This window comes from Pontibacter qinzhouensis, assembly GCF_008017455.1.
In the GTDB taxonomy this organism is placed as follows: Bacteria; Bacteroidota; Bacteroidia; order Cytophagales; family Hymenobacteraceae; genus Pontibacter; species Pontibacter qinzhouensis.
The window spans coordinates 1-21,315 of record NZ_VRTY01000053.1 but is presented as its reverse complement, the minus strand read 5'-3'; the positions used below and the strand labels follow the sequence as shown (position 1 = coordinate 21,315).

The window sequence follows — 21,315 nt, the reverse complement described above, 5'->3', positions numbered from 1 at the left end:
TATTTGCTCAAAATGTCAGATCAGCGAAGGACAAGCTTACCACCAACTACTACTTCCTAAAGATTATATAACCGGAGCATTGCCCAATTATGCAAATGAAAATGGCCTTCAGAAGAAAAATTAACAAAAAAAGGTCAAGGGCTAAACCCGGGAACTACCTCTTTATGCAGTACCAGTCTAATAGCTTGCGTTCTGAAATTACATGTTGTGTACACCTTATAACTTGATGCCACCTGCTGCTGCCAGCCCTCAACAAGCTGGCGGCCTTGGCAGCAAAAAACCTAAACTCACATTAAAAACGCCTAACCTTTTCTTATGAAGATTAACCGATTACTAGTAGCAGGGCTACTTACGCTTAGCAGTCCTGTCATAGCTCAGGGTCCTGCCGGAAGAGCCGAAACGGCATCGGAAATGAGCATAGCCTCCCGCGTGCAGGGCCTGAAAAAAATGGATGGCTACTTTCCTTTTTACTACGAAGAGAAAACAGGCAAAATCCTGCTCGTGGTAGACAAGTTCGACACCGATTTTCTGTACTTCAAGTATATGGCCGAAGGAGTAGGCAATGGTGGTCCGGAGCGTGGGCAGGCTTCTTCTGCCATGGCAAAGTTTATGCGCGTGGGGCCAAAGGTATTTCTGGTGCAGCCTAACACCAACTTCAGGGCCAGCACCGCCAACCCCGACGAGCTGAAAGCAGTAGACAATGCCTTTGCCAAATCTGTTATTTTTGGTTTTACGCCTGTAGCAACCGAAGGAGAAAAGGTGCTGATTGACCTGACGCCTTTCCTGATCCGCGACAGCCAGAACATTGGCAGCCGCCTTGCCAACCGCAGCTACTCCGGCCTGAACCGTGGCGCTGCTGCCACCTCCTCTGCCACTGCTTACCGCATAGACGAAACCCGGTCGGCAGTGTTTTTGCCCAACACCAAAAATTTCCCTAAAAATACGGAGTTCGAGGCTATGGTTACGCTGGTGAACCCAGCTGCCAGCAGCGGCAACAGGTACGGAGGAGGCGGCGATGGCATTGCTCCGGACCCCACAGCCGTTACCGTAAAAATGCACCAATCGTTTGTGGAGCTACCCGACGATAAGTACAAGCCCCGCAAGTTCGACTCCCGTTCTGCTATGGGCATGTTCAGCTACACCGACTTTGCCGCCCCCATGAGCGAGCCTTTGGTAAAACGCTACAGCCGCCGCCACCGCCTCGAAAAGAAAAACCCGAATGCCAAAGTTAGCGAACCGGTTAAACCCATTGTGTATTATGTAGACCGCGGTGCCCCAGAGCCTATTAAGAAAGCGCTGATAGAAGGTGGCAACTGGTGGAACGAAGCCTTTGAGGCAGCCGGCTTTAAAAATGCCTTCCAGGTAAAAGAACTCCCCGCCGATGCCGACCCGATGGACATTCGCTACAACGTGGTGAACTGGATTAACCGCTCCGGCAGTCCACGAGCATTCTCTTCCGGTGCCTCTTACATAGACCCTCGCACAGGCGAAATTATTAAAGGTGTGGTCACCTTAGGAGCCGACCGCCACCGCCAGGATTACCTGATTGCTGTTGGCCTGACGCAGCCTTACGTAGATGGCAAACCCATACCAAAGCAATTAGAAGAAATGGCGCTGGCCCGCATCCGGCAGCTATCGGCACACGAAATTGGTCACACGCTGGGCTACGCTCATAACTTTGCCGCCAGCCCCAAAGGCCGTGCCTCCGTTATGGATTATCCCTTCCCTAAAATGACACTCAAAAAAGACGGCACTATCGATATTTCTGATGCTTACGCCAAAGGAATAGGTAGCTGGGATGTTCGCTCTGTAATATGGGGTTACACCGAGTTCCCGAAAGGAGCAAACGAAGACGCAGAACTGGACAAAATAATGCAGGAGACCTTAAAGCAAGGCTTCATCTTTATTCCGGGAATTGGCGGCTATGCGCACCCCACCTCGCACCAGTGGGACGATGGCGAGAACCCGATTGCCGAACTTGATAAACTGATGAAGGTGCGCCGCCAGGTACTGGACAATTTCTCAGAGAAAGCGATTCCGAAAGGCGAGCCGATGGCTACCCTCGAAGAAGTGCTGGTACCAATGTACCTGTTGCACCGCTACCAGGTAGAAGCCGTGGCAAAATCAGTAGGCGGGCTGTATTTTACACATGCCGTTAAAGGCGATGGGCAGGTAATCACCCGCATGGTGGAACCGAAAGAGCAATGGAAAGCCTTTGATGCCCTGATGGCCACTGTTACACCAGAAGCCCTTGCCCTGCCCGAAGCCCTGATCCAGAAAATACCGCCACGCCCTTCCGGTTATCCGTCGTCTGTAGAAACATTCAGCGGCAAAACCGGCCCCACCTTCGATCCTATTTCTGCTGCAGAGGCAGCCGCAACACTCACTATTTCCTCTATTCTGGACCCTGAGCGCGCGGCACGCCTCATCGAGTACAACGCCCGCGACAGAGAGCAGCCTGGTTTTATGGCCGTAGCCGATAAGCTGATAGAAAGTACCTGGAAAGCTCCCATGCAAACCGGCTACCACGGCCAGCTGCAAACCATGGTCAATAACCTGACGATGAAGCACCTGCTGGCTCTAGCAGCCAACTCCAAAGCCCCTGAAAATGCCCGCGGACAGGCGCTACTGAAAGTGGAAGAGCTCCGCGAGTGGCTGAACAGCAATATGGCAACGGCCCAGGCCAACCAGAAAGCCAACATGCTGTTCGCCCTTTCTCAGATCGAAGGTTTCAGAGCAGAACCGAACAAGTTTGAGCCAGGTCCGCAGTTCACGATGCCTCCAGGTGCTCCTATCGGCATGCCTGGCATGGACTTTCTGGACGACGACTGGGTATACTAGCCACCAGAACCCTTGACCTAAAAAAGCCCAACCACCTTCTGAAGGCCATTTGGCTGGTTGTTGATTGTTTGAAGGTTACATGGCTTAATGGTTGTTTGGAAGAAATTTTGAATGAGTGAATGAGAGATTGAATGAGTGAGTGTATGAATGGGTCAATTGTTTACATATTAAAGATGTCACGCACCTCGCGCTCGTCTCTGACGAGTGTGTACTCACGCTGCGTCTCCAGACGCGTTTTTAAAGTTTTATGAATTAAATATTGCTTTTTTAACACGGGCGATGGCTAATTTTTTTCGACTTACGCACGTCTGAAGACGCGGAAAGAATACACACTCGTCAGAGACGAGCGGGTGTAAAAAAATGCGTAACATCAGTTATTAAAGATGTCACGCACTGCCGAGACAAGTAAATTGAGTGAAAGAACCCAAGTTAATTGAGCTAACAAATACAGTTGCTGGCCCTGTAGCTCTTGCTCGTAGCACAAAACCCAGTCCTTGGCTTGAGCCGCCTTGTGAGATCCGGTACCGCTTTAGCGGCAGCCTGAGCGGGAGCGAAGGCAGGAGGGAACACAGCGGCGATGGCCAAGGACGCGGCCCCGCGGCCGTGAGCGCGAAGACTTCTACAATAAAACAACAAAGCCTGAGGGCACCGGATAAAGCTGTTACCAATTGTATTGGAACCTATTTTAAGCAACTTCCTAAATCGCAGGTGCTAAACATCAGCTTCTGAATAACTAAAAGAATCCAGCATCTAAAAAATAAACATTCATCTAAACTAGTTTTAATATGAAAAGCACAACTACTCCTTATTTCCGGCACAAAACTCACGCGTTCTGGACCGCCTGCCTGCTCGGTACACTGCTCTTGCTGCCCCCGGCCCTGCAGGCCCAGAAAAAAATGTCTCCGGCTAAAATAGATGCCCTGAAGAAAGAACTGGCCACGGAGATAGACAAGCAGCAGAAACACACACAGGAGATGGTCGATATGGTTTTCAGCTTCGGAGAACTTGGTTTTCAGGAAGAAGAAACCAGCCGCTACCTCACCGATATTCTGGAGAAAAACGGTTTTACCATAGAACATGGCATTGCCGGCATACCAACCGCCTGGACCGCGAAATGGGGCTCTGGCAAACCGGTAATAGCCGTTGGCAGCGACATAGACTGCATACCCAAAGCCTCGCAGAAACCGGGTGTAGCCTACCACTCGCCTATAGTAGAGGGAGCACCCGGCCACGGCGAAGGCCACAATGCCGGGCAACCACTTAACGTAACGGCGGTGCTGGCGCTCAAAAAGATAATGGAGCGCGAGAAAATTGGCGGCACCATAATGGTATGGCCGGGCGTAGCCGAAGAGCAGCTGGGCACCAAAGCCTACTATGTGCGCGATGGCTTCTTTAAAGATGTGGATGCCTGCCTCTTTACCCACGTTGGCAACAACATGGGCGTATCGTATGGCGATGGCGGTGGCAACGGCATGATATCGGTTAAATTCAACTTTTCGGGGCAGGCCTCGCATGCAGCGGGTGGCCCCTGGCGCGGCCGTAGCGCCCTTGATGCCGTGGAGCTGATGAACATTGGCTGGAATTACCACCGCGAGCACATGGAGCCAACGCAGCGGTCGCATTACGTGATTGTTGATGGTGGCGACCAGCCTAATGTGGTGCCTTCCAAAGCAGCGGTGTGGTACTACTTCCGGGAGCGCACCTATCCTAAAATAATGACCAACTACGAAGCAGGCATCAGAATAGCCGAGGCAGCCGCTAAAATGACAAACACCGAAATGACCTACGAAGTGCTGGGCAGCGCCTGGCCTGGCCATTTTAACAAACCCATTGCCGAGGCCATGTACGAAAACATAAAAGCCGTAGGCCTGCCAAAATGGAGCGAAGAAGACCAGCTACTGGCCAAAGCCGTGCAACTGGAAATGCAGGCGGGCAACGACGATGGCACACCGGGTCGTGGAGGCAATGGCCTGAGCACCTCCCTCAGCACCTTGTCGCGGCCTACAGCCACAGCCTCTACCGGAGGTGGCGGCTCCGACGACATTGCCGATATTTCCTGGAATGTGCCAACGGTTACCCTGCGTTTCCCGGCCAACATACCAGGTTTGCCGGGCCACCATTGGGCCAACGCTATTTCTATGGCCACACCTATAGCCCACAAAGGCGTAACAGCCGGAGCCAAAGCCCAGGCTATGACCCTGCTCGACATGTTTGTAAAACCAGAAATCGTGAAGGAAGCCTGGAGCTATTTCAACGAGGTGCAGACAAAAGAAACCAAGTACACCCCGCTCATTTCTAAAACCGATAAACCCGCCATTACCCTGAATAAAAAGATAATGGAGGAGTTCCGCCCAGAAATGAAGAAGTATTACTACGACCCAAGCAAATACGGCACCTACCTGGAGCAGTTGGGCATTACCTACCCTACCCTGAAACAGGAAGCATCTATAAAGGCGGCTGATGCTAAGTAAAAGGTGTGGTTGCTACCTTAAAGCAACCGTGAGTTAATATAGGTTAGTTTGAAGGCGAAGTCCGGAAGCGCAGGCTGAACTGCTGCTACTGGACTTTGCTGATTAGCGGGTACAACTATCCTTCTCTACCCTTGAGGCAAAAACCCCCAAAACACCTTCGGAAGGCCTTTTCTATTAGAAAAATTGTTAGTTGTTGGTTGATAATTGTTGATTTGGGAATTTGAAGATTTGAAGATTTATGGATTTGAAAATGTAGAAATCTGATTATATGAAAGAGATGTGTAACACCACTGATTAAATTTAACTCATAACTTTTAACTCTTAACTAATGAAGGTCTAGTATCTAACATCTAGAGTCTAACATCTATAAAGCTGCTTATGATATCTTTTCGCTCGGTGAGGCATGGCTATGGCAACAACATCAGCCTGAAATTTCAGGACTGGACACTGCAGCAGGGAGAGCCATGGCTTTTGCTTGGCAACTCAGGCAGCGGCAAAACCACATTACTCCACATCCTCACCGGCCTCTTAAAGCCACAGCAAGGCGAAGTGCTGGTAAAAGGCACTAACCTGTACCAACTGCGGCCCAAAGAATTGGACCTTTTCAGGGGCAGGAACATTGGTTTGATCCTGCAACGCGCCCACCTGATCCGGAGCCTGACTGTGCTGGAGAACCTGCTGCTGGCTCAATCGTTTGCGGGCCTTCCCACCGACAGGCAATTGGCAAAAGCAACCCTGGCTTCGCTTCATATGGAAGAGAAAATAAACCGCTACCCGCACCAGCTCAGCCAGGGGCAACTGCAGCGTGTTTCCATTGCCCGGGCTGTGCTGCACCGCCCGGCCCTGCTCGTAGCCGATGAGCCCACCTCCAGCCTCGACGATAAAAATGCGGAGGCCGTGCTGCAGCTGCTCCTCTGCCAGGCCAGGGCAACGGCGGCCACGCTGGTAGTAGCCACCCACGACCAACGGGTAAAAACCTCATTCTCTAACCAATACTCCCTCCCCGATGTCGCCGTTTAGCATCAGCTGGAAAAGCCTGCGGGCCAACAGCCTGACTTCGCTGCTGAACGTGCTGCTTATAGCTTTTGGCATTGGCATTCTGGCGGTGCTGCTGCTGGCCTCCAGCCAGATAAGCAGCAAAGTGCACGACAATGCCCGCGGAATAGACCTGGTGGTAGGAGCCAAAGGCAGCCCGATGCAACTCATCCTGAGCAGCGTTTTTTACATCGATTACCCCACAGGCAATATCTCGCTGCAAGAAGCCGATTCGCTGGCACGGCACCCGCTGGTAAAGCGAGCCGTACCGCTTGCCTTAGGCGATAACATTGCCGGAGCGCGCATAGTCGGAACCGATTCCAGTTTTATAAACCTCTATAACCTACAACTGGCGCAGGGCAACTTCTGGCAACACGATTTTGAAGTAACCGTTGGCGCCACCGTGGCACAGGAGCAACACCTGCAACCCGGCGATATATTATATGGCGCTCATGGCTTATCGGAGGGGGCGGCGCTGCACGAGGAGCACCCATACCGGGTTGCAGGCATTCTGAAACCAAAAGGCAACGCCACCGATCACCTGGTCCTGACGGGCATAAACAGCATCTGGCGCATGCATGGGCAGGAGGAAGAACACGATTACGAACATGGCGAAGAAGAAGAGCATCATGCAGCAGAAAAGGAAATAACCGCCCTGCTCATTCAGTATAAATCGCCTGGGGCTATGGTGCTTTTCCCGCGCCTCGTGAATAAATCTACGAACATGCAAGCAGCCTCTCCTGCCCACGAGAGTGCCCGGCTTTTCTCGCTGATTGGCGTTGGCATAGATACCTTGCAGTGGTTTGCCCTATTTATTATGCTGATGGCCGCTATCAGCGTGTTCATCAGTTTGTACAACTCCCTGAAAGAACGGAAGTACGACCTGGCCGTGATGCGCATTATGGGAGCCTCTAAAAGCAAGCTCTTCCAGATTGTGCTGCTCGAGGGTGTGCTGCTGGCGCTGGCAGGTTCGTTGCTGGGCCTGCTGCTGGGCCACGCTACGCTGCAACTGATAAACAGCTACCAGGAGTCGGCGCATACGCGGCTTTCGGGTTTGTATTTTATGCCACAGGAGCTGTACCTGCTGGCTGCCGGCTGTTGTGTAGGCATGGTAGCCGCTGCCCTGCCTGCCATTCAAGCCTACCAATCTGACATTTCAAAAATCCTTTCAAAAAGCTAACCCATGAAAATACTGTTTCCCCTACTTTTCTTGCTGCTACTCGGCTTTGCGCCTGCCGTGCATGCACAAGCTCCCACGCACATTCCGCTCATGAACAGCACCTGGAAACTGGTGGCTGAGAGAACCTACGTTAAAAATGCGAACTTTAAAATGGTGCCGTCTTTTCCGGCTAAGCTCAAAGCGCTGCACAACAAACAGGTAGAGCTGCCGGGTTACATCATCCCGATTCATGCGGAGCTGGAGCAGGACGAGTTTATGCTCGCCGTGCTGCCACTAGACCAGTGCCCCTACTGCGGCACGGGCGACATCCCGACCATGATCGAGGTAAAAATGGCCTCCACCATCCGCTACACCGATAAACCGGTAAAAATAAAAGGCAAGCTGGTCCTGAACGAAACCGGAGACTCCCGCTCCGAGATTTTTCTGGTGCAGGCAAAGCAGGTGAAGTAAAGCCTGTACCCTTAGAAGCATTTTCGTCTCAAACCCTTCTGAAGGCTGTTTTCATTAGAATAATTGGGTTTTATGCGTTGACCTTGCTTTCCGGAATTCGAGACGATAGAACTTCCGGAAAAAGGACACAGGTAGCAAGACACAGGACACAAGACATGTTTCCTTCTGCTGGAATAGAACGTTAGGTTTTTACGCAGCAGCAGGAGAAGCAGAGGCTGTTGACGTAGTGCTTCGCCAAACCAGAAACTAAAAAATCATGCTGCCGCGAGCGTCCTCGCTCGTGACAATTATTCCACGGCCTCTGGCCGCTTTGAAGCTCTTTTGCAGGGGCACATCATTCGAAAAAATTGGAGGAGCAGTAGGTGTTTGTCCTGATACTCTGATTTTTGGCAAACCGATCAGTTGCCGTGCGGTTTCCACTTTGTAGTGCAGCTTCTGGTCCTTCAGACGCTCGCAGGAGCTGCGCACGCTGCGAGGTCCTGGCCACCAGCACCTAAACAGAATCGGCTCCCCCTGGGCAGGGGGAGCCGATTCTGTTCAGGTACTTCAGGAAATGAAAGCTTTTATTCTACACCTGTTACGCCGGGTTCTTTTACTTCGCTCTGTCGCAGCTGCACCGGGGTCGATTTTTTACGGAGCTTCATGTTCAGGAACTCTACCAGCAACGAGAAGAACATGGCAAAGTAAATGTAGCCTTTCGGAATGTGCATGTGCAGGGCCTCTATTACCAGCATAAACCCGATCAGGATCAGGAACGACAGGGCCAGCATTTTTACGGTTGGGTGCTTGTTTACAAAGTCGCTCACCATTTTGGCGAAAATCAGCATAATACCCATGGCCAGAATTACGGCTACAATCATTACCTCCACGTGCTGCGCCAGGCCCACGGCCGTCAGAATCGAGTCGAACGAGAACACAATATCGATCAGCACGATCTGCACCAGCACCTGCGACATGGTGGCGTGCTTCACAGCACCTCCGTGCCCCTCTTCCTCGCCTTCCAGCTTATTGTGAATTTCGGTGGTACTCTTCGCCAGCAGGAACAAGCCGCCTGCAAACAGAATAATGTCGCGCCACGATACCGGAAAATCGTTTTCGGTAAACGGCAGGTTAATGGTGAACAGCGGTGTGTTGGCACTTACGATCCAGGAGATGCCCAGGAGCAAAATTATCCGGAAAACGAGCGCCAGCGTAAGGCCGATAACACGCCCTTTGCCCTGCTCCGATGGCTGGAGCCTCCCCACAATAATGGAGATGAAAACAATATTATCGATGCCCAGCACCACCTCCATAAAGGTTAGTGTCAGCAAGCTTATCCAGGTATCAGGATTAGCGAATATTTCCATAGTCTTTGTTTGTTGTTAGTTGTTAATTGCTGTTTGTTTTAGCACATCTTAATTGTTACTCTTTTCTATTTAACCGAATAAGTTTGTACAGCGAAAGCGTTTAAATTCACTTAAAAAACCTAACAATATAACACATCAACTAGCACCAACCAACAAAAATCACGACTTCATGTTCACGAACTGAAGCGGCATGCCAATCTCTTCGGTCTTGCTTCGCATAATGGCAATAACTTCCTGTAAGTCATCTATCTTTTTGCCGGTTACGCGGATCTGCTCATCCATAATGGCTGCCGACACTTTGGCTTTGCTGTCTTTGATGAGCTTCATTATTTTTTTGGATGTTTCCTTATCGATACCGGCTTTTACTTTGATATCTTTTTTCACCATAGCACCCGACTGGTAGTGCTCCTTAGAGAAATCGAGGGCGGTGGCATCGAGCCCCTGCTTCACCATTTTGCCGATCAGCACATCTTCGGTATGCTGCAGGCGCATCTCGTTTTCCATGGAGATGTGCACCTCGCTCGATTTTTTGTCGTACTCCAGCGTTCCTTTAGTATCGCGGAAGTCGTAGCGGTTCATGATTTCTTTACGGGCTGTGTTTACAGCGTTGTCCATGTTTTGCGGATCAACTTTGCTTACAATGTCGAAAGAGGCCATAGTAGGTTATTTTAGCTTGTTAGAAGATTAGAATTACACGGTTTACAGCCAACAAAGTTATCTTAATGCGACGCCAATTTAAAAATTATATCAGCTGTATATTTCTGAAACTTCCCGAAACTCATTTTCTTTTAACATACTTATGAGGGGAGTCCTAATCTAAAATTTATAGACTGGTAATTTCGAAATCAGCTAACTTGCCGCATGACCATTATAGAACCCAAAACCGCCGACGAACTGGCTCAGTACTACCAGCTCCGCTACGATACCCTGCGCCGCCCCTGGAACCAGCCACCCGGCAGCGAACGCGCCGACGATGACGACACGGCCCTGCACGCCCTGCTGCTCGACGATGCCGGCAGCCCGGCCGGTGTTTGCCGCCTGCACCTGAACACGCCATATGAAGGGCAGCTGCGGTTTATGGGCATCCGCGAAGATATGCAAGGCAAGGCACTCGGCAATTTGCTCGTTAACTACCTCGAAGACAAGGCCAGAAGCATGGGCGCCACCACCATGACCTTGCAAGCCCGCGACTACGCCGTAAACTTTTATCGGCGGAATAAGTATGAGGTGGTAGAAAAAACGTATTTGCTGTTTGGCACCATACAACATTACAAAATGACCAAACAGCTGTAGAAACCTGGTTTTTGCCGCACACGTGGTGCAGCCAGAACCAGGTCTTAAAGGTGCCCCACAAGTTATGACACAAACAGTTCGTACGCTTCAGACTGGCCTCCTGCTTGTAGGGGCCAGCCTGTTTAGCGCCTGCAGCAAGCAATACCCGGCCCTCCAGACAGTAGCCTCTGTAGACCTGAACAGGTATGCGGGCACCTGGTACGAAATTGCGTCGCTGCCACAGCGCTTCACCAAAGACTGCCACTGCACCACCGCCCAATACACCCCACACCCCGATGGCTATGTGGAAGTCTACAACTCCTGCCGCCAAGACAGCCCCACCGGCGACACGAAAGATGTAAACGGCAAGGCCTTTCCGGTAGAAGGCAGCAGCAACAGCAAGCTCAAAGTGCAGTTTTTCTGGCCCTTTAAAGGCGATTACTGGATTCTGGACCTGGCCGATGATTATAGCTATGCCCTGGTAGGTGCGCCAGACCGCGAAAGCCTCTGGATTTTGAGCCGGAAGCCGGTGCTGGATGCGGCAACCTATGAGCAACTGGTACAGCTGGCCAAACAAAAAGGATTCCCGGTGCAGGACCTGCAACCCATGGACTAGAGCTGCCAAAAATAACCCTGCTCCTACCCTTGGAATAAAATACTATCATTTGCTTTGGAAGGCTGTTTTCATTAGAATAATTGGTGGTCGGTTATTGCTGATTGTTAAATGGCTGAATGGTTAAATTGTTGTTTCTGATAGATTTTGGATGAATGACTGAGGTAGCCCTTGACTATTTAGTGTCGAAAGTCCTGCGGAAGGCCAAAATCATTAGAATAATTTCGAAGCAAAACGAGCTAATCCTAAACAACGTATTGCGACAGGTAGCTACAAGGCGGACATTTTTGCCAGGTGCACCTATTGAGGCTCCAGTGTCTGAGCGTTCAGCGAGTGGGGGAAGGGGCGCTCTATTTGGAGCCTCTTGATTTTTTTGGTTCTTTTTGTATCAAGGCAAAAAGAACAAGTAAGCCAGCTATGCAATAGCTTCAGCCTGATGAAGAGGTAAACAGCAGCTATGCAAACTTAGACTACCAAGCTAGCAGCAGCTAACGGATCTCGCTCATAAGATCCCTTCCGGATAACAAGAGTGAAAAGGAAGAGATGGAAACCAGCTTTTACCTAACAGCCACTCACTCCTCAAAAACCTTCGGTTATATTCTCTGTTTTCTTGCTGTTCCAGGCAGAAACAGTCATTGCCCGGAACCATACACCTCCCTCTGCTATTCCTATCTTACTTGTAATAAGCCGATTAACCTTCACAAACTTTCCACCTCAAAAATCAACGTGTTCATCTACTGAATGCGCTTGTTTGTCTAATACTTAGCTCCTGCTATATATCTTCAACGCCAAAAAAGCACCATTTTTGTAGCTTTGCACTACAATTGCGCACCAAACCTACACACAAAATAAAACTATGAATTTGTTACAAAAACCAGGCGTTTCCCGTCTGCTGGTAGTGCTATTATTACTGGCAGGAACCCCCTCCCTCTCCGTTGCCCAACAGCTTACACAAACCATTCGGGGCCGCATCATCGACAAAGAATCGCAGGAGCCGCTGCCGGGCGCTACAGTAGCAATTTATAGCCTCAGCCCTGCCGTTGGCACCACCACCGACCTCGATGGTAACTTCAGGCTGGAGCAGGTGCCTGTGGGGCGGCACACCCTCCGCATCAGTTTTATGGGCTACGAGGAGCAGGTGCTGCCGGAGTTGCTGCTGGGTTCCGGCAAGGAGATGATCCTGACTATTGGCCTGACAGAATCGTTTAAAAGCCTGAAAGAAGTGGTGGTAAGTGCCAAAGCGCAGGCAAAAGGAGCACCTTTAAATGAGATGGCTACCCTGAGTGCCCGCTCCATTTCTGTTGAAGAAACCAAACGCTATGCCGCCAGCATAAACGACCCGGCCCGTGCCGCCCTGAACTATGCCGGCGTAGGCGCCAGCCAGGATATGGGTAACGAAATTGTGGTGCGTGGCAACTCGCCGCGTGGCGTGCTGTGGCGTGTAGAGGGCGTGGAGGTTCCGAACCCCAGTCATTTTGCTGAAGAAGGCGCTGCAGGTGGTGCCGTGAGCATCCTGAGCGTAAACATGCTCGATAACTCCGACTTTTATACAGGCGCTTTTCCTTCGGAATATGGCAATGCCTTATCTGGCGTGTTCGACATCAGGTTGCGCCATGGTAACAACGAGAAGCGCGAATACGCTTTTCAGGCGGGTGTGCTTGGCGTCGATTTTGCTGCCGAAGGTCCGTTTAAGCAGGGATCAAAAGCTTCTTTCTTGGCTAACTACCGCTACTCTACCGTGGCTATGCTAAATGCCGTGGGTGTGAAAATAGCCGGAGATGCCACGCCCGTATTCCAGGATTTTTCTTTTAAAGTACGCGTACCCACCGCAAAAGCAGGCATTTTCTCGTTCTGGGGACTTGGTGGCCTGAGCAGCCAGAACATGCGCGCCGAGCGGGATGCAGCCAAATGGGAAGACTATTACGACCGCTTTGATGATGTGTACACCGCCAATATGGGCGCCACCGGTGTTACCCATACGCTGTTCCTAGGCAAAGACGATTACCTGGAAACTACACTCAGTTATTCAGCCAAACTGACCAAAGTCGATTTCGATTCGCTGTCTGCCACCTACGAGGCTCATCCGATTTACAAGCACCGCATCGCCTACAACACCACCCGCCTCTCCACGCTTTATAACCGCAAATTCAACAACCGGCATACCCTGCGCTCGGGCATTATTCTGAGCCAGCTGGGCTACGATGCCAGTTCGGAAGGGCAAAACGACGATTTTGAGTTTGTGCGGTTCATAAAGCAAGACGGAAGTACCAGCATGGTGCAGGCCTATACTCAATGGAAATACCGCTTAACCGAAAAGCTGACTCTGAACTCCGGTTTGCATGCCACACATTTTGCCCTGAACGGCAATAGCAGCATAGAACCACGGGTGGGCCTGAAGTGGCAGCTCATGCCAGGCAAATCATTAAGTGCGGGTGCTGGCCTGCATAGCCGACATGAGGCCCTCTCGACTTACTTTACAGAGCAGCGCGTGCAGGATGCGGTGGTGCAACCCAACCGAAACCTAGGCTTTACCAAAGCGGCTCATTATGTGCTGGCTTACGACCACCTGCTCCGCGAAGACCTTCGCCTGAAAGTGGAAACCTATTATCAGCACCTCTACAACGTGCCGGTAGGTGTGGGCAACAGCAGCCTCTCTACCTTAAACGCCTCCGCCGGCTTTACCACCGATAGCCTGGTGAACGAGGGCACAGGCCGCAACTACGGGCTGGAGCTGACACTCGAAAAGTTCTTCACCAACAACTTCTACTATCTGGTTACAGCATCGCTCTTCGACTCTAAGTACACCGCCACCGATGGCATAGAACGCAGCACGCGCTTTAACGGCAACTACATTACTAACTTTTTGGCTGGCAAGGAGTTTAGAGTTGGCAAGGGCGGCAAAAACATGATCGGCACCAACATAAAATTGCTTTGGGCAGGCGGCAACCGCTACACGCCCATCGACCTGGAGAAATCGAGGGAAAAAGGAAATGCGGTGTACAAAGAGGAACAGGAAAACGGAGCACAGGCAGATGCTTACTTCAGGTCCGATATCCGGGTGAGTTACCGCAAGAACAACCCTAGAGCTTCCTATATTCTGTCGCTGGACCTCCAGAACGTGACCAACCGCCAGAACATGTTTGCCCAATACTACGACCGCACCACAAAAGACATTAAAACAAGTTACCAAATGGGCCTGGTGCCGGTACTTAACTACAGAATTGAGTTTTAGTTGCTATTAAATTTGAGGGGAAGCAACGACTTCCCCTCAAATTATTCTAATGAAAAAGGCCTTCAGAAGGTTTTTTTAGATTTTAGATGATCGATAGTAGATGCTAGACCTTTTATTAGTTAAGAGTGAAAAGTTTTGAGTTACAATGTCTCGTAAAAAGGAGCTTCCCTATAGCTTCTGCTAAGCAGAGGACTCTCTATGGGTGCTACAGGACAGAAAAGGCAGCCAGGTGCACTTATTGCAGCTTTTCAAATTCTGACTTGGTAACTTTAAAAATGGAGCCATGCCGCATTCCTTTCGGAAAGGAAATCTTTTCAGAGATGTCGGTCCAGTTCTGCAGGTCTTCCGACTGCACGGCGCCCATGGCTTTGTCGCGGTACTTATCGAAGTACACGGTCCAGGTGTTGCCTAGCTTAAGTGTGGTAGGGCCTTCAGCCCAGTAATTGCCTGTTATAGGAGGACCAGCCGCTGAATAAGGGCCAGTCAGGTTATCAGCAAAGGCTACTTTAAGGTTCTTTAGAGGAGGCTCCCGTGTCTCATCCTTCAGAAACATAACAAAGCGGTTGTTGTCTTTCACGATGGTGGCATCTATTACGTTAAAGCCCGGCTCGTACAGCAATCTGGTGTCGCTGTAGGTTTTAAAGTCTTTGGTGGTCACGTAGTACATGCGGTGGTTGTAGGCACTCTCCTCACTTGACTGGGTTTCGGGGTAAAGGCCGGTAATGGTGGTGGCCCAGTAAATCAAGTACTCTCCGGTTTTGTCGTCGTAGGTAATTTCGGGGGCCCAGGTGTTGCGTGCGCCCGGCTCGTGCTCCATTACAGGCACATACTGCTGCTCCGACCAGTTCAGCAGGTCGGTGGAGCTGGCGTAGCCAATGCCTCGCTCGTTCCAGCTCACCGTCCAGACCATATGAAACTTGCCATCGCCACCTCTGATAATGCAGGGGTCGCGCATCAGTTTGTCTTTACCGGCCGTTGGCCTTAAAAATATGGAGTCGTTTTTCAGGGCCTGCCAGTTGTAGCCGTCGTTGCTGTAGGCCAGGTGCAAGCCATCGCCATTGCCTTTAAAATAAGAGAATAGGTATACTTCTTCCTCTTCGGAAGCGGCCGCCTGGCGAGAGGTGGTGCAGGACCAGAGAGCTGGCAAGAGTAGTAAAAGCAAGAACTTCAACTTAATCATCTGTAAACGTTAGGTATGCTATAGAAAATAATAAGAGCAGCTTTTGTTTATCTGAAGCAGCCGACCGTTGCCTTTCCTGCTTCAGATAAAGTTATTTAAGGGCAGCACACATTTTCCTGCTCCGTTAACAGCTACTTATTCAAGCTCCTAGATAATAGCTTTTGTACTTGAATCCAAAAATCATCATAAATAAATTGCAAGGCAAAAGCAGGGAAATAGCTGCCAATGGGCCATGTATATAACCAGTGTTTATTTTTTTGTTAACTTCATCAGAAGGCAAGATAGTTTGTGCTCTCCTCGGAACTTCGCCAAATTTAGATGATGCCGCTTAAAACTAAGCCAGAAGAAACCGAGTTAAACTACACATGTTATAATCTGGAGCCCTCGTTACATTTTTTCCGATAGAAAAATAATTGCCAACAAGAATTTGGAACCACAGAAGCCCCCGTTAGCAAAGGCCCGGATCAGGACCCGCATAGCCCCCACTCCGAGTGGCTACCTGCACCTGGGCAATGTGCTCTCGTTTGCCCTGACATGGGCGCTGGCCAGAAGCCAGAACGGCACCATTGCCTTGCGCATTGATGACCTGGACAACACCCGCTTCAGGCCCGAATACCTGCACAACATTTTCGAGACGCTGCAGTTTATGGGCATCGATTATGACGAAGGACCTGCCTCTCCCGACGATTTTTTAAAGAACTACTCGCAACACCAGCGCCTGCCGCTCTACCGCCAGTTGCTGGACCAACTGCAGGCAAAAAACCTGCTCTACGCCTGCCCCTGTTCCAGAAGCCAGATTGCGGCAGTATCGCCGCAAGGGCTGTACCCCCTCACCTGCCGCTCCAGGCAAGTGCCCCTCTCGGAACCCGGCACAGCCTGGCGTATTCGGGTTCCGGAGCACGAAAAGGTTTGTTTCTACGATCAGCTGCTGCAACAGAACTACGAAGTGCCGCTCTGGCAACAAATGCCCGACTTCGTTGTTCGCCGCAAAGATGGTATACCCGCTTACCAGGTAGCTTCGGTGTGCGACGACCTGCAGATGGGCATAAACCTGGTGGTAAGGGGCCAGGACCTGCTAACCTCTACGGCAGCACAAGTATATCTGGCAGCATGCACAGGTAACACGGCTTTTGCTAACATGCAGTTTTTTCACCACCCGCTGCTGCTCAATGCCGCAGGCGATAAACTTTCTAAATCGGATGGAGCTTTATCGGTGCACCACATGCGGCAACAAGGCCTGTCTAAAACAGAGCTTTGGCAGTTACTGGCACAGCTGCTCGGCTGGCAAGGGTCTCCTGTTACAGATGCACATACTTTTCTGGAAAGGTTTAAGCAGGAAGAGGTGCCTGTTGTTGTAGAGCAGAGAATAGCCTAACCCTGAAGTCAACACTGCCAATCAGAAAAGCGCAGAACGTCAGGAGCTTCGTTTAAGCTAAAATCAACCATTTAACTGAAGGTACTCCAATGGCGCGTTTAGTATGGTTTTTATCAGTTCTTTAGGTAAAAGCTGCTGCTTTAGTAAGACACATCGTTACGATGCTATAGTAGCGGGCAGCAATTATTCTAACGAAAATAGCCTTCAGAAGGAATTTGATGAAAATGTTGCCAAGGGCTTGGTGATGTGAGCTTTGAAAACTATTGGAAGGGCATTTTCATTAGAATAATTCGTTTCTTCAGCGGGAACCAGGGTAGTTCACGTTTTATCATCTAAGTTTAACAAGCCGTAATAACAGACATCTACTACCTCTCCTAAACCTGTTTTATACTCTTTGCGGAGTGTCCCTTCCAGCAAAAAACCGAGTTTCTCTACCAGTTGCCGGCTCTGGCTGTTGGTCGGAATTATTTTGGCGCAGATCTTTAGAATAGAAAGCTCCTCCAGGCAGTAGTCGCAAACAGCTTTCAGCGCCTCTGAGGTAAAACCCAACCCTTCGTAGGTTTTTGAAACGAAGTAGCCGACTTCGCTCCTGGGTATTCGCCAATCAATGTTTTTTACGATAATCATGCCTACCAGCGTCTCCCTGAACCAGAGGCCGTACAACACAGACCTGCCTGTGTTACGGTCCAGCTCCAGCTCTTGCAGATAAGTGCCGGCAGAGGCAGCATCAGTGGCTCTTGAAACGGTTATCGGGAAGCTTTCCTGCAACCGGCTCCTGTTCTTCGAAACCAGCGAGGCAAACACCTCGGCGTTCTGGTGCCGCAGCACTTTTAGCCGCATTCTGTCTGTCCTGATTTCCTCCTTAAACTGTATCATCGGGGTAAGATGTGTCTCATAGAAGAAGTGGTGCACCCGTTGCTAACAACAAGCGGGCAAAAACAAGAGCAGCCGGCACAGCAGCATTTTAAGGCTCCTGCTCCGGCCGCTACTGCTTATTTTTTAGCGTTAACAGCTACTGGCAACTCCAGGTTTTCCCAGCGTAAGATAAAGCCCGGTGCTTTTACATCGTATACCAGGCGCTCCTGCATGGCAGCTGCTTTTCGGGGTTTTGCCATTACGCGCAAAGCATCCTGATCTTCTTTGTATTGCGTGCCCCACTGGTCTGCTGTTTTATTGAAAATAACTGTCCACTGGTCTTCGCCCGGAATGGTGTACAGGCTGTACTTACCGGCAGGCAGCGTTTTACCTTCTACTGTCACATCCTGATCTACTTCAAAGGTGGTAGCTTCGTTGGCTCCGGCACGCCATACTTTCCCATATGGTATTTTGTCGCCCCAGAGTGTGCGGCCTTTAACTGCCGGGCTGCTGTAGTTAATGGTAACGGTAGCCTGGCCAATTTTACCTGTGGCTGTAGCTGGCGGGCTAGGCCGATCTGCTTTGTCGTTCTGAGCACTGGCTCCGGCCGAAACCAGCAGACACAGCACGAGCATCAAAAGCGAATGGAACAAACGATTGTTTTTCATATTTCATTTTGTTTTGATTGTAGCAGAAAGATAAGAAACTATTTAGTATTCTGCTACACAAGCTTTTAGAAGCTTCAGCAAGAGGTTTATTTGGTAGTTTAAAGGTAATAAACCGCCTACTCAGGCTGCTAAGCAGCAGCAGGTGATGCTGAGTAAATGGCGGTAGCTTTAAAAAAGAATTTAACGCCAGATAGCCGAATCAATTTTTCGCTACTCACTCTGTAAAACAACAACTTACGATGCAGTAGCTGACAATATTAAGCAATCAAAATTAAAAACACCTAACCTCTGCTGCAGTAGTTCCGTATAAACCATTCAGCAGTATAGCCCATTGCAATTTTATCAAGCTATTGCATTAATTCTTACGAATAGAAAAAAAATAAATTATTTTTGATAAAATATTTGCAACATAATAAACTTTCGTATACATTTGTATCATCAGTAACAAACAATGTAGGGTGTTGAAACTGGCAGACAAGCCCTCCTCTCTCGGGGGTGGAGAATCTGGGATAAAGCAGCTATTTTACACTTTTTAGTACAAAGATTTTTGCCTAACTACTTCGTGGAGGTTCGATTCCTCCCCCTACAGCAAAAGCGGCCCCAGAAGCAATTCTGGGGCCGCTTCTTTTTATGCCATCTCAGTTAAACACGATTTAACATGTAGAATATATTGATGGGAACTGCCTTGGCAGTGAAGAGTTTAGTTGCGCGTCAGAGCGGCACCTCTGTCAGGTCGTGCAAGGGTACACCCAGGTCCTGGGCTATTTTGTTCATTTGCTGTAAGGCGGTTTCTTTAACCTGCTGCTGTAGCAAGTGCAGTTTGGCGCCTCCTGCCAGTTGCAGGTAGCCATCGAACCTGGTGCTGTAAAACGTTGCCATCGACCCCCTCGATTCGGCTAAGCGGCTGTAGTTGTTGCGCTTCAGGTAAAGGAACTCCAACTCCGGAAGCGGCTGCTCCGCCCCGAAAAATTTGCCGAATAGCTGCACTCCCTGCCCATATCTGCGCTGTTGCAGATCGAACTGCACAGCCTTGTAAGTCAATTCCATTACAATGGCAGCCGAAAACAGCAACACTCCGGCCAATACTCCTTTCAGAACAGCCACCACGCCAATAGCCGCTAACACCCACGCGAGCATGCGCGCGCCTCCAGAAAAATACCTGCCTGTTTTGTAGGTGTAAGTAGCCATAAACGTTATTGTTTAGCTAAAGGAATCCGCTGAAATTTACCACAAAAGCCACCTTCTACGTTAAGGAGCTACTTTACTTTACAGCAATGCCCAGGACTGGGTAGTTTTTGAGGTACTGCAGCAGAACAGACACAAAATAAAGTATACTCCCCATTTCAAACACTTCCTCCAGTGTCATCACGAGCATAAAAGCCAGTTCACGGTCGTTCATGCCCTGTGCCAGCAAACCCGTTCCAACCATTTCAAGACCAACGGCCCCAAACAAAAAGCAGAACCCGGCAACAAAAAAACCACGGCGGGTAGCTTTGTTCAGGCTTTTGTAAAACTGGTAGTAAAATGTCGCAAACACCAGCATAGCAGCACCACTTGCCTGCCCCCACACAACATGCCCATTGCTAAACTTGCTCAGCACGAGCTCATGCATACCGGCAGCTTCATCTATACCCAGGAACAGAAAAATAAGCGCCAGCGCCACCCAATATCCCGAGAAAAAGTTCTTCTCCTGTTGTTTGCAGGCAGCAATTAGGCCCAGAAATAACGAGGCCAACAGCAACAGAAAAGCACTGAAAAACGATGGCAGGTTACCTTCTTTGTCGAAGTAAAAGGTGGCTTGCCAGGTGGGTAAAAAGCTATCGGCGCGGCCACTGTAAATTGCCAGCACCACCAAACCATGAAGCAGAAACAGCACTGCCCCTGCCAACAGCAAATACCGAACTATGGTAGCCCGCTGCACTACCACCATGCCCGTAACCTGCTGCTGGTGCGGCAGAACAAGCTCTTTAGCTGCCGAAGGATTTTGAATTCCATCTGGCATTTTCCCATTAATGATTTGTGGCATGGTATCCTGCAGAAAAGTATATAGGAAGAATAAATTAATAAGTAAAACTATTTGAACAATAAACATAAACTAATACATAGGATAAACCTAATTTTTAAGTCTGAATATAAATTGATGTCTGCTCTCATCGTCGCTACATTTTTCGCGTAGGTATGTACTATTATTATTTAACCTGTTCTGCATGCGCCTACTCTGGAACTACCTGAAGCCTAACCGCGGGCTAGTGTTACTGTCGTTGCTGCTGGCTGCCCTGAGCCAGGTACTCTCGCTCGTAGACCCTATTATTTTTGGGCAGATTATAGACCGTTACGCTACGCCACCCTTTAATTTGCCTCCCGAGGAGCGTGTAAAGGGCGCGCTGTGGCTGATGCTGCTGGCGGTGGTGGTGGCACTGCTATCGAGGCTGGCAAAGGCATTTCAGGAGTACCTGACCAACCTGGTGGTGCAGAAGTTCGGGGTGCAGATTTTTAACGATGGCCTGAAGCAGACGCTGCGGCTCTCGTACCAGGAATATGCCGACCAGAACAGCGGCGAAACCCTCTCTATTCTGCAGCGGGTGCGCCGCGATACGGAGCGGTTTATAAATGCCTTTATCAACATCCTGTTTTCGTCGGTAGTGGGTGTGGGGTTTCTGGTGTGGTATGCTGTTACGAAGCACTGGGCGCTGGTGCCTATTTTTGTGATTGGCATACTGGTGCTGGGCGGGCTTACGGGGCTGTTGAGCGAGAAGATAAAAACCATGCAACGCTCCATTAACCGGGCCACGAACAA

18 protein-coding genes are annotated in these 21,315 nt (G+C 50.0%); 10 read left to right on the top strand and 8 right to left on the bottom strand.

Annotated features, from left to right (window positions below; all coding sequences use genetic code 11):
* The first annotated feature begins 315 nt into the window (after positions 1 to 315).
* The 5 genes from FVR03_RS14255 (at position 316) to FVR03_RS14235 (ending at position 7,977) form a co-directional block, all read left to right on the top strand.
* Complete coding sequence (locus FVR03_RS14255; protein WP_147922435.1) at positions 316 to 2,841, top strand: zinc-dependent metalloprotease; 2,526 nt, start codon at positions 316 to 318, stop codon at positions 2,839 to 2,841.
* Between the two features lie 896 nt (positions 2,842 to 3,737).
* Positions 3,738 to 5,312 carry an amidohydrolase gene (locus FVR03_RS14250; protein ID WP_147922446.1) on the top strand — a complete coding sequence of 525 codons (1,575 nt, stop codon included), beginning with the start codon at positions 3,738 to 3,740 and terminating at the stop codon, positions 5,310 to 5,312.
* A gap of 378 nt (positions 5,313 to 5,690) precedes the next feature.
* Positions 5,691 to 6,332, top strand: coding sequence for an ABC transporter ATP-binding protein (locus FVR03_RS14245; RefSeq protein ID WP_147922434.1), 642 nt, complete (start codon positions 5,691 to 5,693; stop codon positions 6,330 to 6,332).
* Positions 6,319 to 7,527, top strand: a complete 1,209-nt coding sequence (locus FVR03_RS14240) for an ABC transporter permease (protein WP_147922433.1) — start codon at positions 6,319 to 6,321, stop codon at positions 7,525 to 7,527. The genes FVR03_RS14245 and FVR03_RS14240 overlap by 14 nt, the downstream gene beginning before the upstream one ends.
* Positions 7,528 to 7,530: 3 nt before the next feature.
* On the top strand, positions 7,531 to 7,977 hold the full coding sequence (locus tag FVR03_RS14235; RefSeq protein ID WP_147922432.1) for a hypothetical protein: 447 nt from the start codon (positions 7,531 to 7,533) through the stop codon (positions 7,975 to 7,977).
* Positions 7,978 to 8,223: 246 nt separating this feature from the next.
* Here FVR03_RS14235 and FVR03_RS14230 read toward each other — a convergent pair whose 3' ends face one another.
* From FVR03_RS14230 to FVR03_RS14220, 3 genes are all read right to left on the bottom strand, one after another.
* The gene (locus FVR03_RS14230; RefSeq protein ID WP_147922431.1) at positions 8,224 to 8,445 is read right to left on the bottom strand and encodes a hypothetical protein; all 222 of its coding nucleotides are present in this window, start codon (positions 8,443 to 8,445) and stop codon (positions 8,224 to 8,226) included.
* A gap of 95 nt (positions 8,446 to 8,540) precedes the next feature.
* On the bottom strand, positions 8,541 to 9,323 hold the full coding sequence (locus tag FVR03_RS14225) for a TerC family protein (protein ID WP_147922430.1): 783 nt from the start codon (positions 9,321 to 9,323) through the stop codon (positions 8,541 to 8,543).
* A gap of 159 nt (positions 9,324 to 9,482) precedes the next feature.
* A complete protein-coding gene (locus tag FVR03_RS14220) occupies positions 9,483 to 9,980 on the bottom strand; it encodes a YajQ family cyclic di-GMP-binding protein (protein WP_147922429.1) in 498 nt (165 codons plus the stop codon).
* A 204-nt stretch (positions 9,981 to 10,184) separates the two neighbouring features.
* Between FVR03_RS14220 and FVR03_RS14215 the strand changes: the two genes are divergently transcribed.
* The 3 genes from FVR03_RS14215 to FVR03_RS14205 all read left to right on the top strand — a co-directional run bounded on the left by FVR03_RS14215 (position 10,185) and on the right by FVR03_RS14205 (position 14,440).
* On the top strand, positions 10,185 to 10,616 hold the full coding sequence (locus FVR03_RS14215) for a GNAT family N-acetyltransferase (protein WP_147922428.1): 432 nt from the start codon (positions 10,185 to 10,187) through the stop codon (positions 10,614 to 10,616).
* Between the two features lie 64 nt (positions 10,617 to 10,680).
* Positions 10,681 to 11,211 carry a lipocalin family protein gene (locus FVR03_RS14210; protein ID WP_147922427.1) on the top strand — a complete coding sequence of 177 codons (531 nt, stop codon included), beginning with the start codon at positions 10,681 to 10,683 and terminating at the stop codon, positions 11,209 to 11,211.
* Positions 11,212 to 12,064: 853 nt separating this feature from the next.
* Positions 12,065 to 14,440: a TonB-dependent receptor gene (locus tag FVR03_RS14205; RefSeq protein WP_147922426.1), complete on the top strand. Its 2,376-nt coding sequence runs from the start codon at positions 12,065 to 12,067 to the stop codon at positions 14,438 to 14,440.
* A gap of 235 nt (positions 14,441 to 14,675) precedes the next feature.
* On the opposite strand, the gene FVR03_RS14200 is transcribed toward FVR03_RS14205, so the two are convergent.
* The gene (locus FVR03_RS14200; RefSeq protein ID WP_255474222.1) at positions 14,676 to 15,602 is read right to left on the bottom strand and encodes a glycoside hydrolase family 43 protein; all 927 of its coding nucleotides are present in this window, start codon (positions 15,600 to 15,602) and stop codon (positions 14,676 to 14,678) included.
* Positions 15,603 to 16,047: 445 nt separating this feature from the next.
* Between FVR03_RS14200 and FVR03_RS14195 the strand changes: the two genes are divergently transcribed.
* On the top strand, positions 16,048 to 16,995 hold the full coding sequence (locus tag FVR03_RS14195) for a glutamate--tRNA ligase family protein (RefSeq protein ID WP_147922424.1): 948 nt from the start codon (positions 16,048 to 16,050) through the stop codon (positions 16,993 to 16,995).
* A gap of 318 nt (positions 16,996 to 17,313) precedes the next feature.
* Here FVR03_RS14195 and FVR03_RS14190 read toward each other — a convergent pair whose 3' ends face one another.
* The 4 genes from FVR03_RS14190 to FVR03_RS14175 form a co-directional block, all read right to left on the bottom strand.
* Positions 17,314 to 17,871: a GNAT family N-acetyltransferase gene (locus FVR03_RS14190; protein WP_147922423.1), complete on the bottom strand. Its 558-nt coding sequence runs from the start codon at positions 17,869 to 17,871 to the stop codon at positions 17,314 to 17,316.
* Positions 17,872 to 17,987: 116 nt separating this feature from the next.
* On the bottom strand, positions 17,988 to 18,518 hold the full coding sequence (locus tag FVR03_RS14185; RefSeq protein WP_147922422.1) for a DUF2911 domain-containing protein: 531 nt from the start codon (positions 18,516 to 18,518) through the stop codon (positions 17,988 to 17,990).
* Between the two features lie 711 nt (positions 18,519 to 19,229).
* Complete coding sequence (locus tag FVR03_RS14180) at positions 19,230 to 19,706, bottom strand: hypothetical protein (RefSeq protein ID WP_147922421.1); 477 nt, start codon at positions 19,704 to 19,706, stop codon at positions 19,230 to 19,232.
* Between the two features lie 73 nt (positions 19,707 to 19,779).
* Positions 19,780 to 20,544, bottom strand: coding sequence for a DUF8692 domain-containing protein (locus FVR03_RS14175; protein ID WP_147922420.1), 765 nt, complete (start codon positions 20,542 to 20,544; stop codon positions 19,780 to 19,782).
* Between the two features lie 181 nt (positions 20,545 to 20,725).
* Here FVR03_RS14175 and FVR03_RS14170 point away from each other — a divergent pair.
* Positions 20,726 to 21,315 (top strand): ABC transporter transmembrane domain-containing protein (locus FVR03_RS14170; RefSeq protein WP_147922419.1); only part of this gene is annotated, 590 nt, incomplete at its 3' end.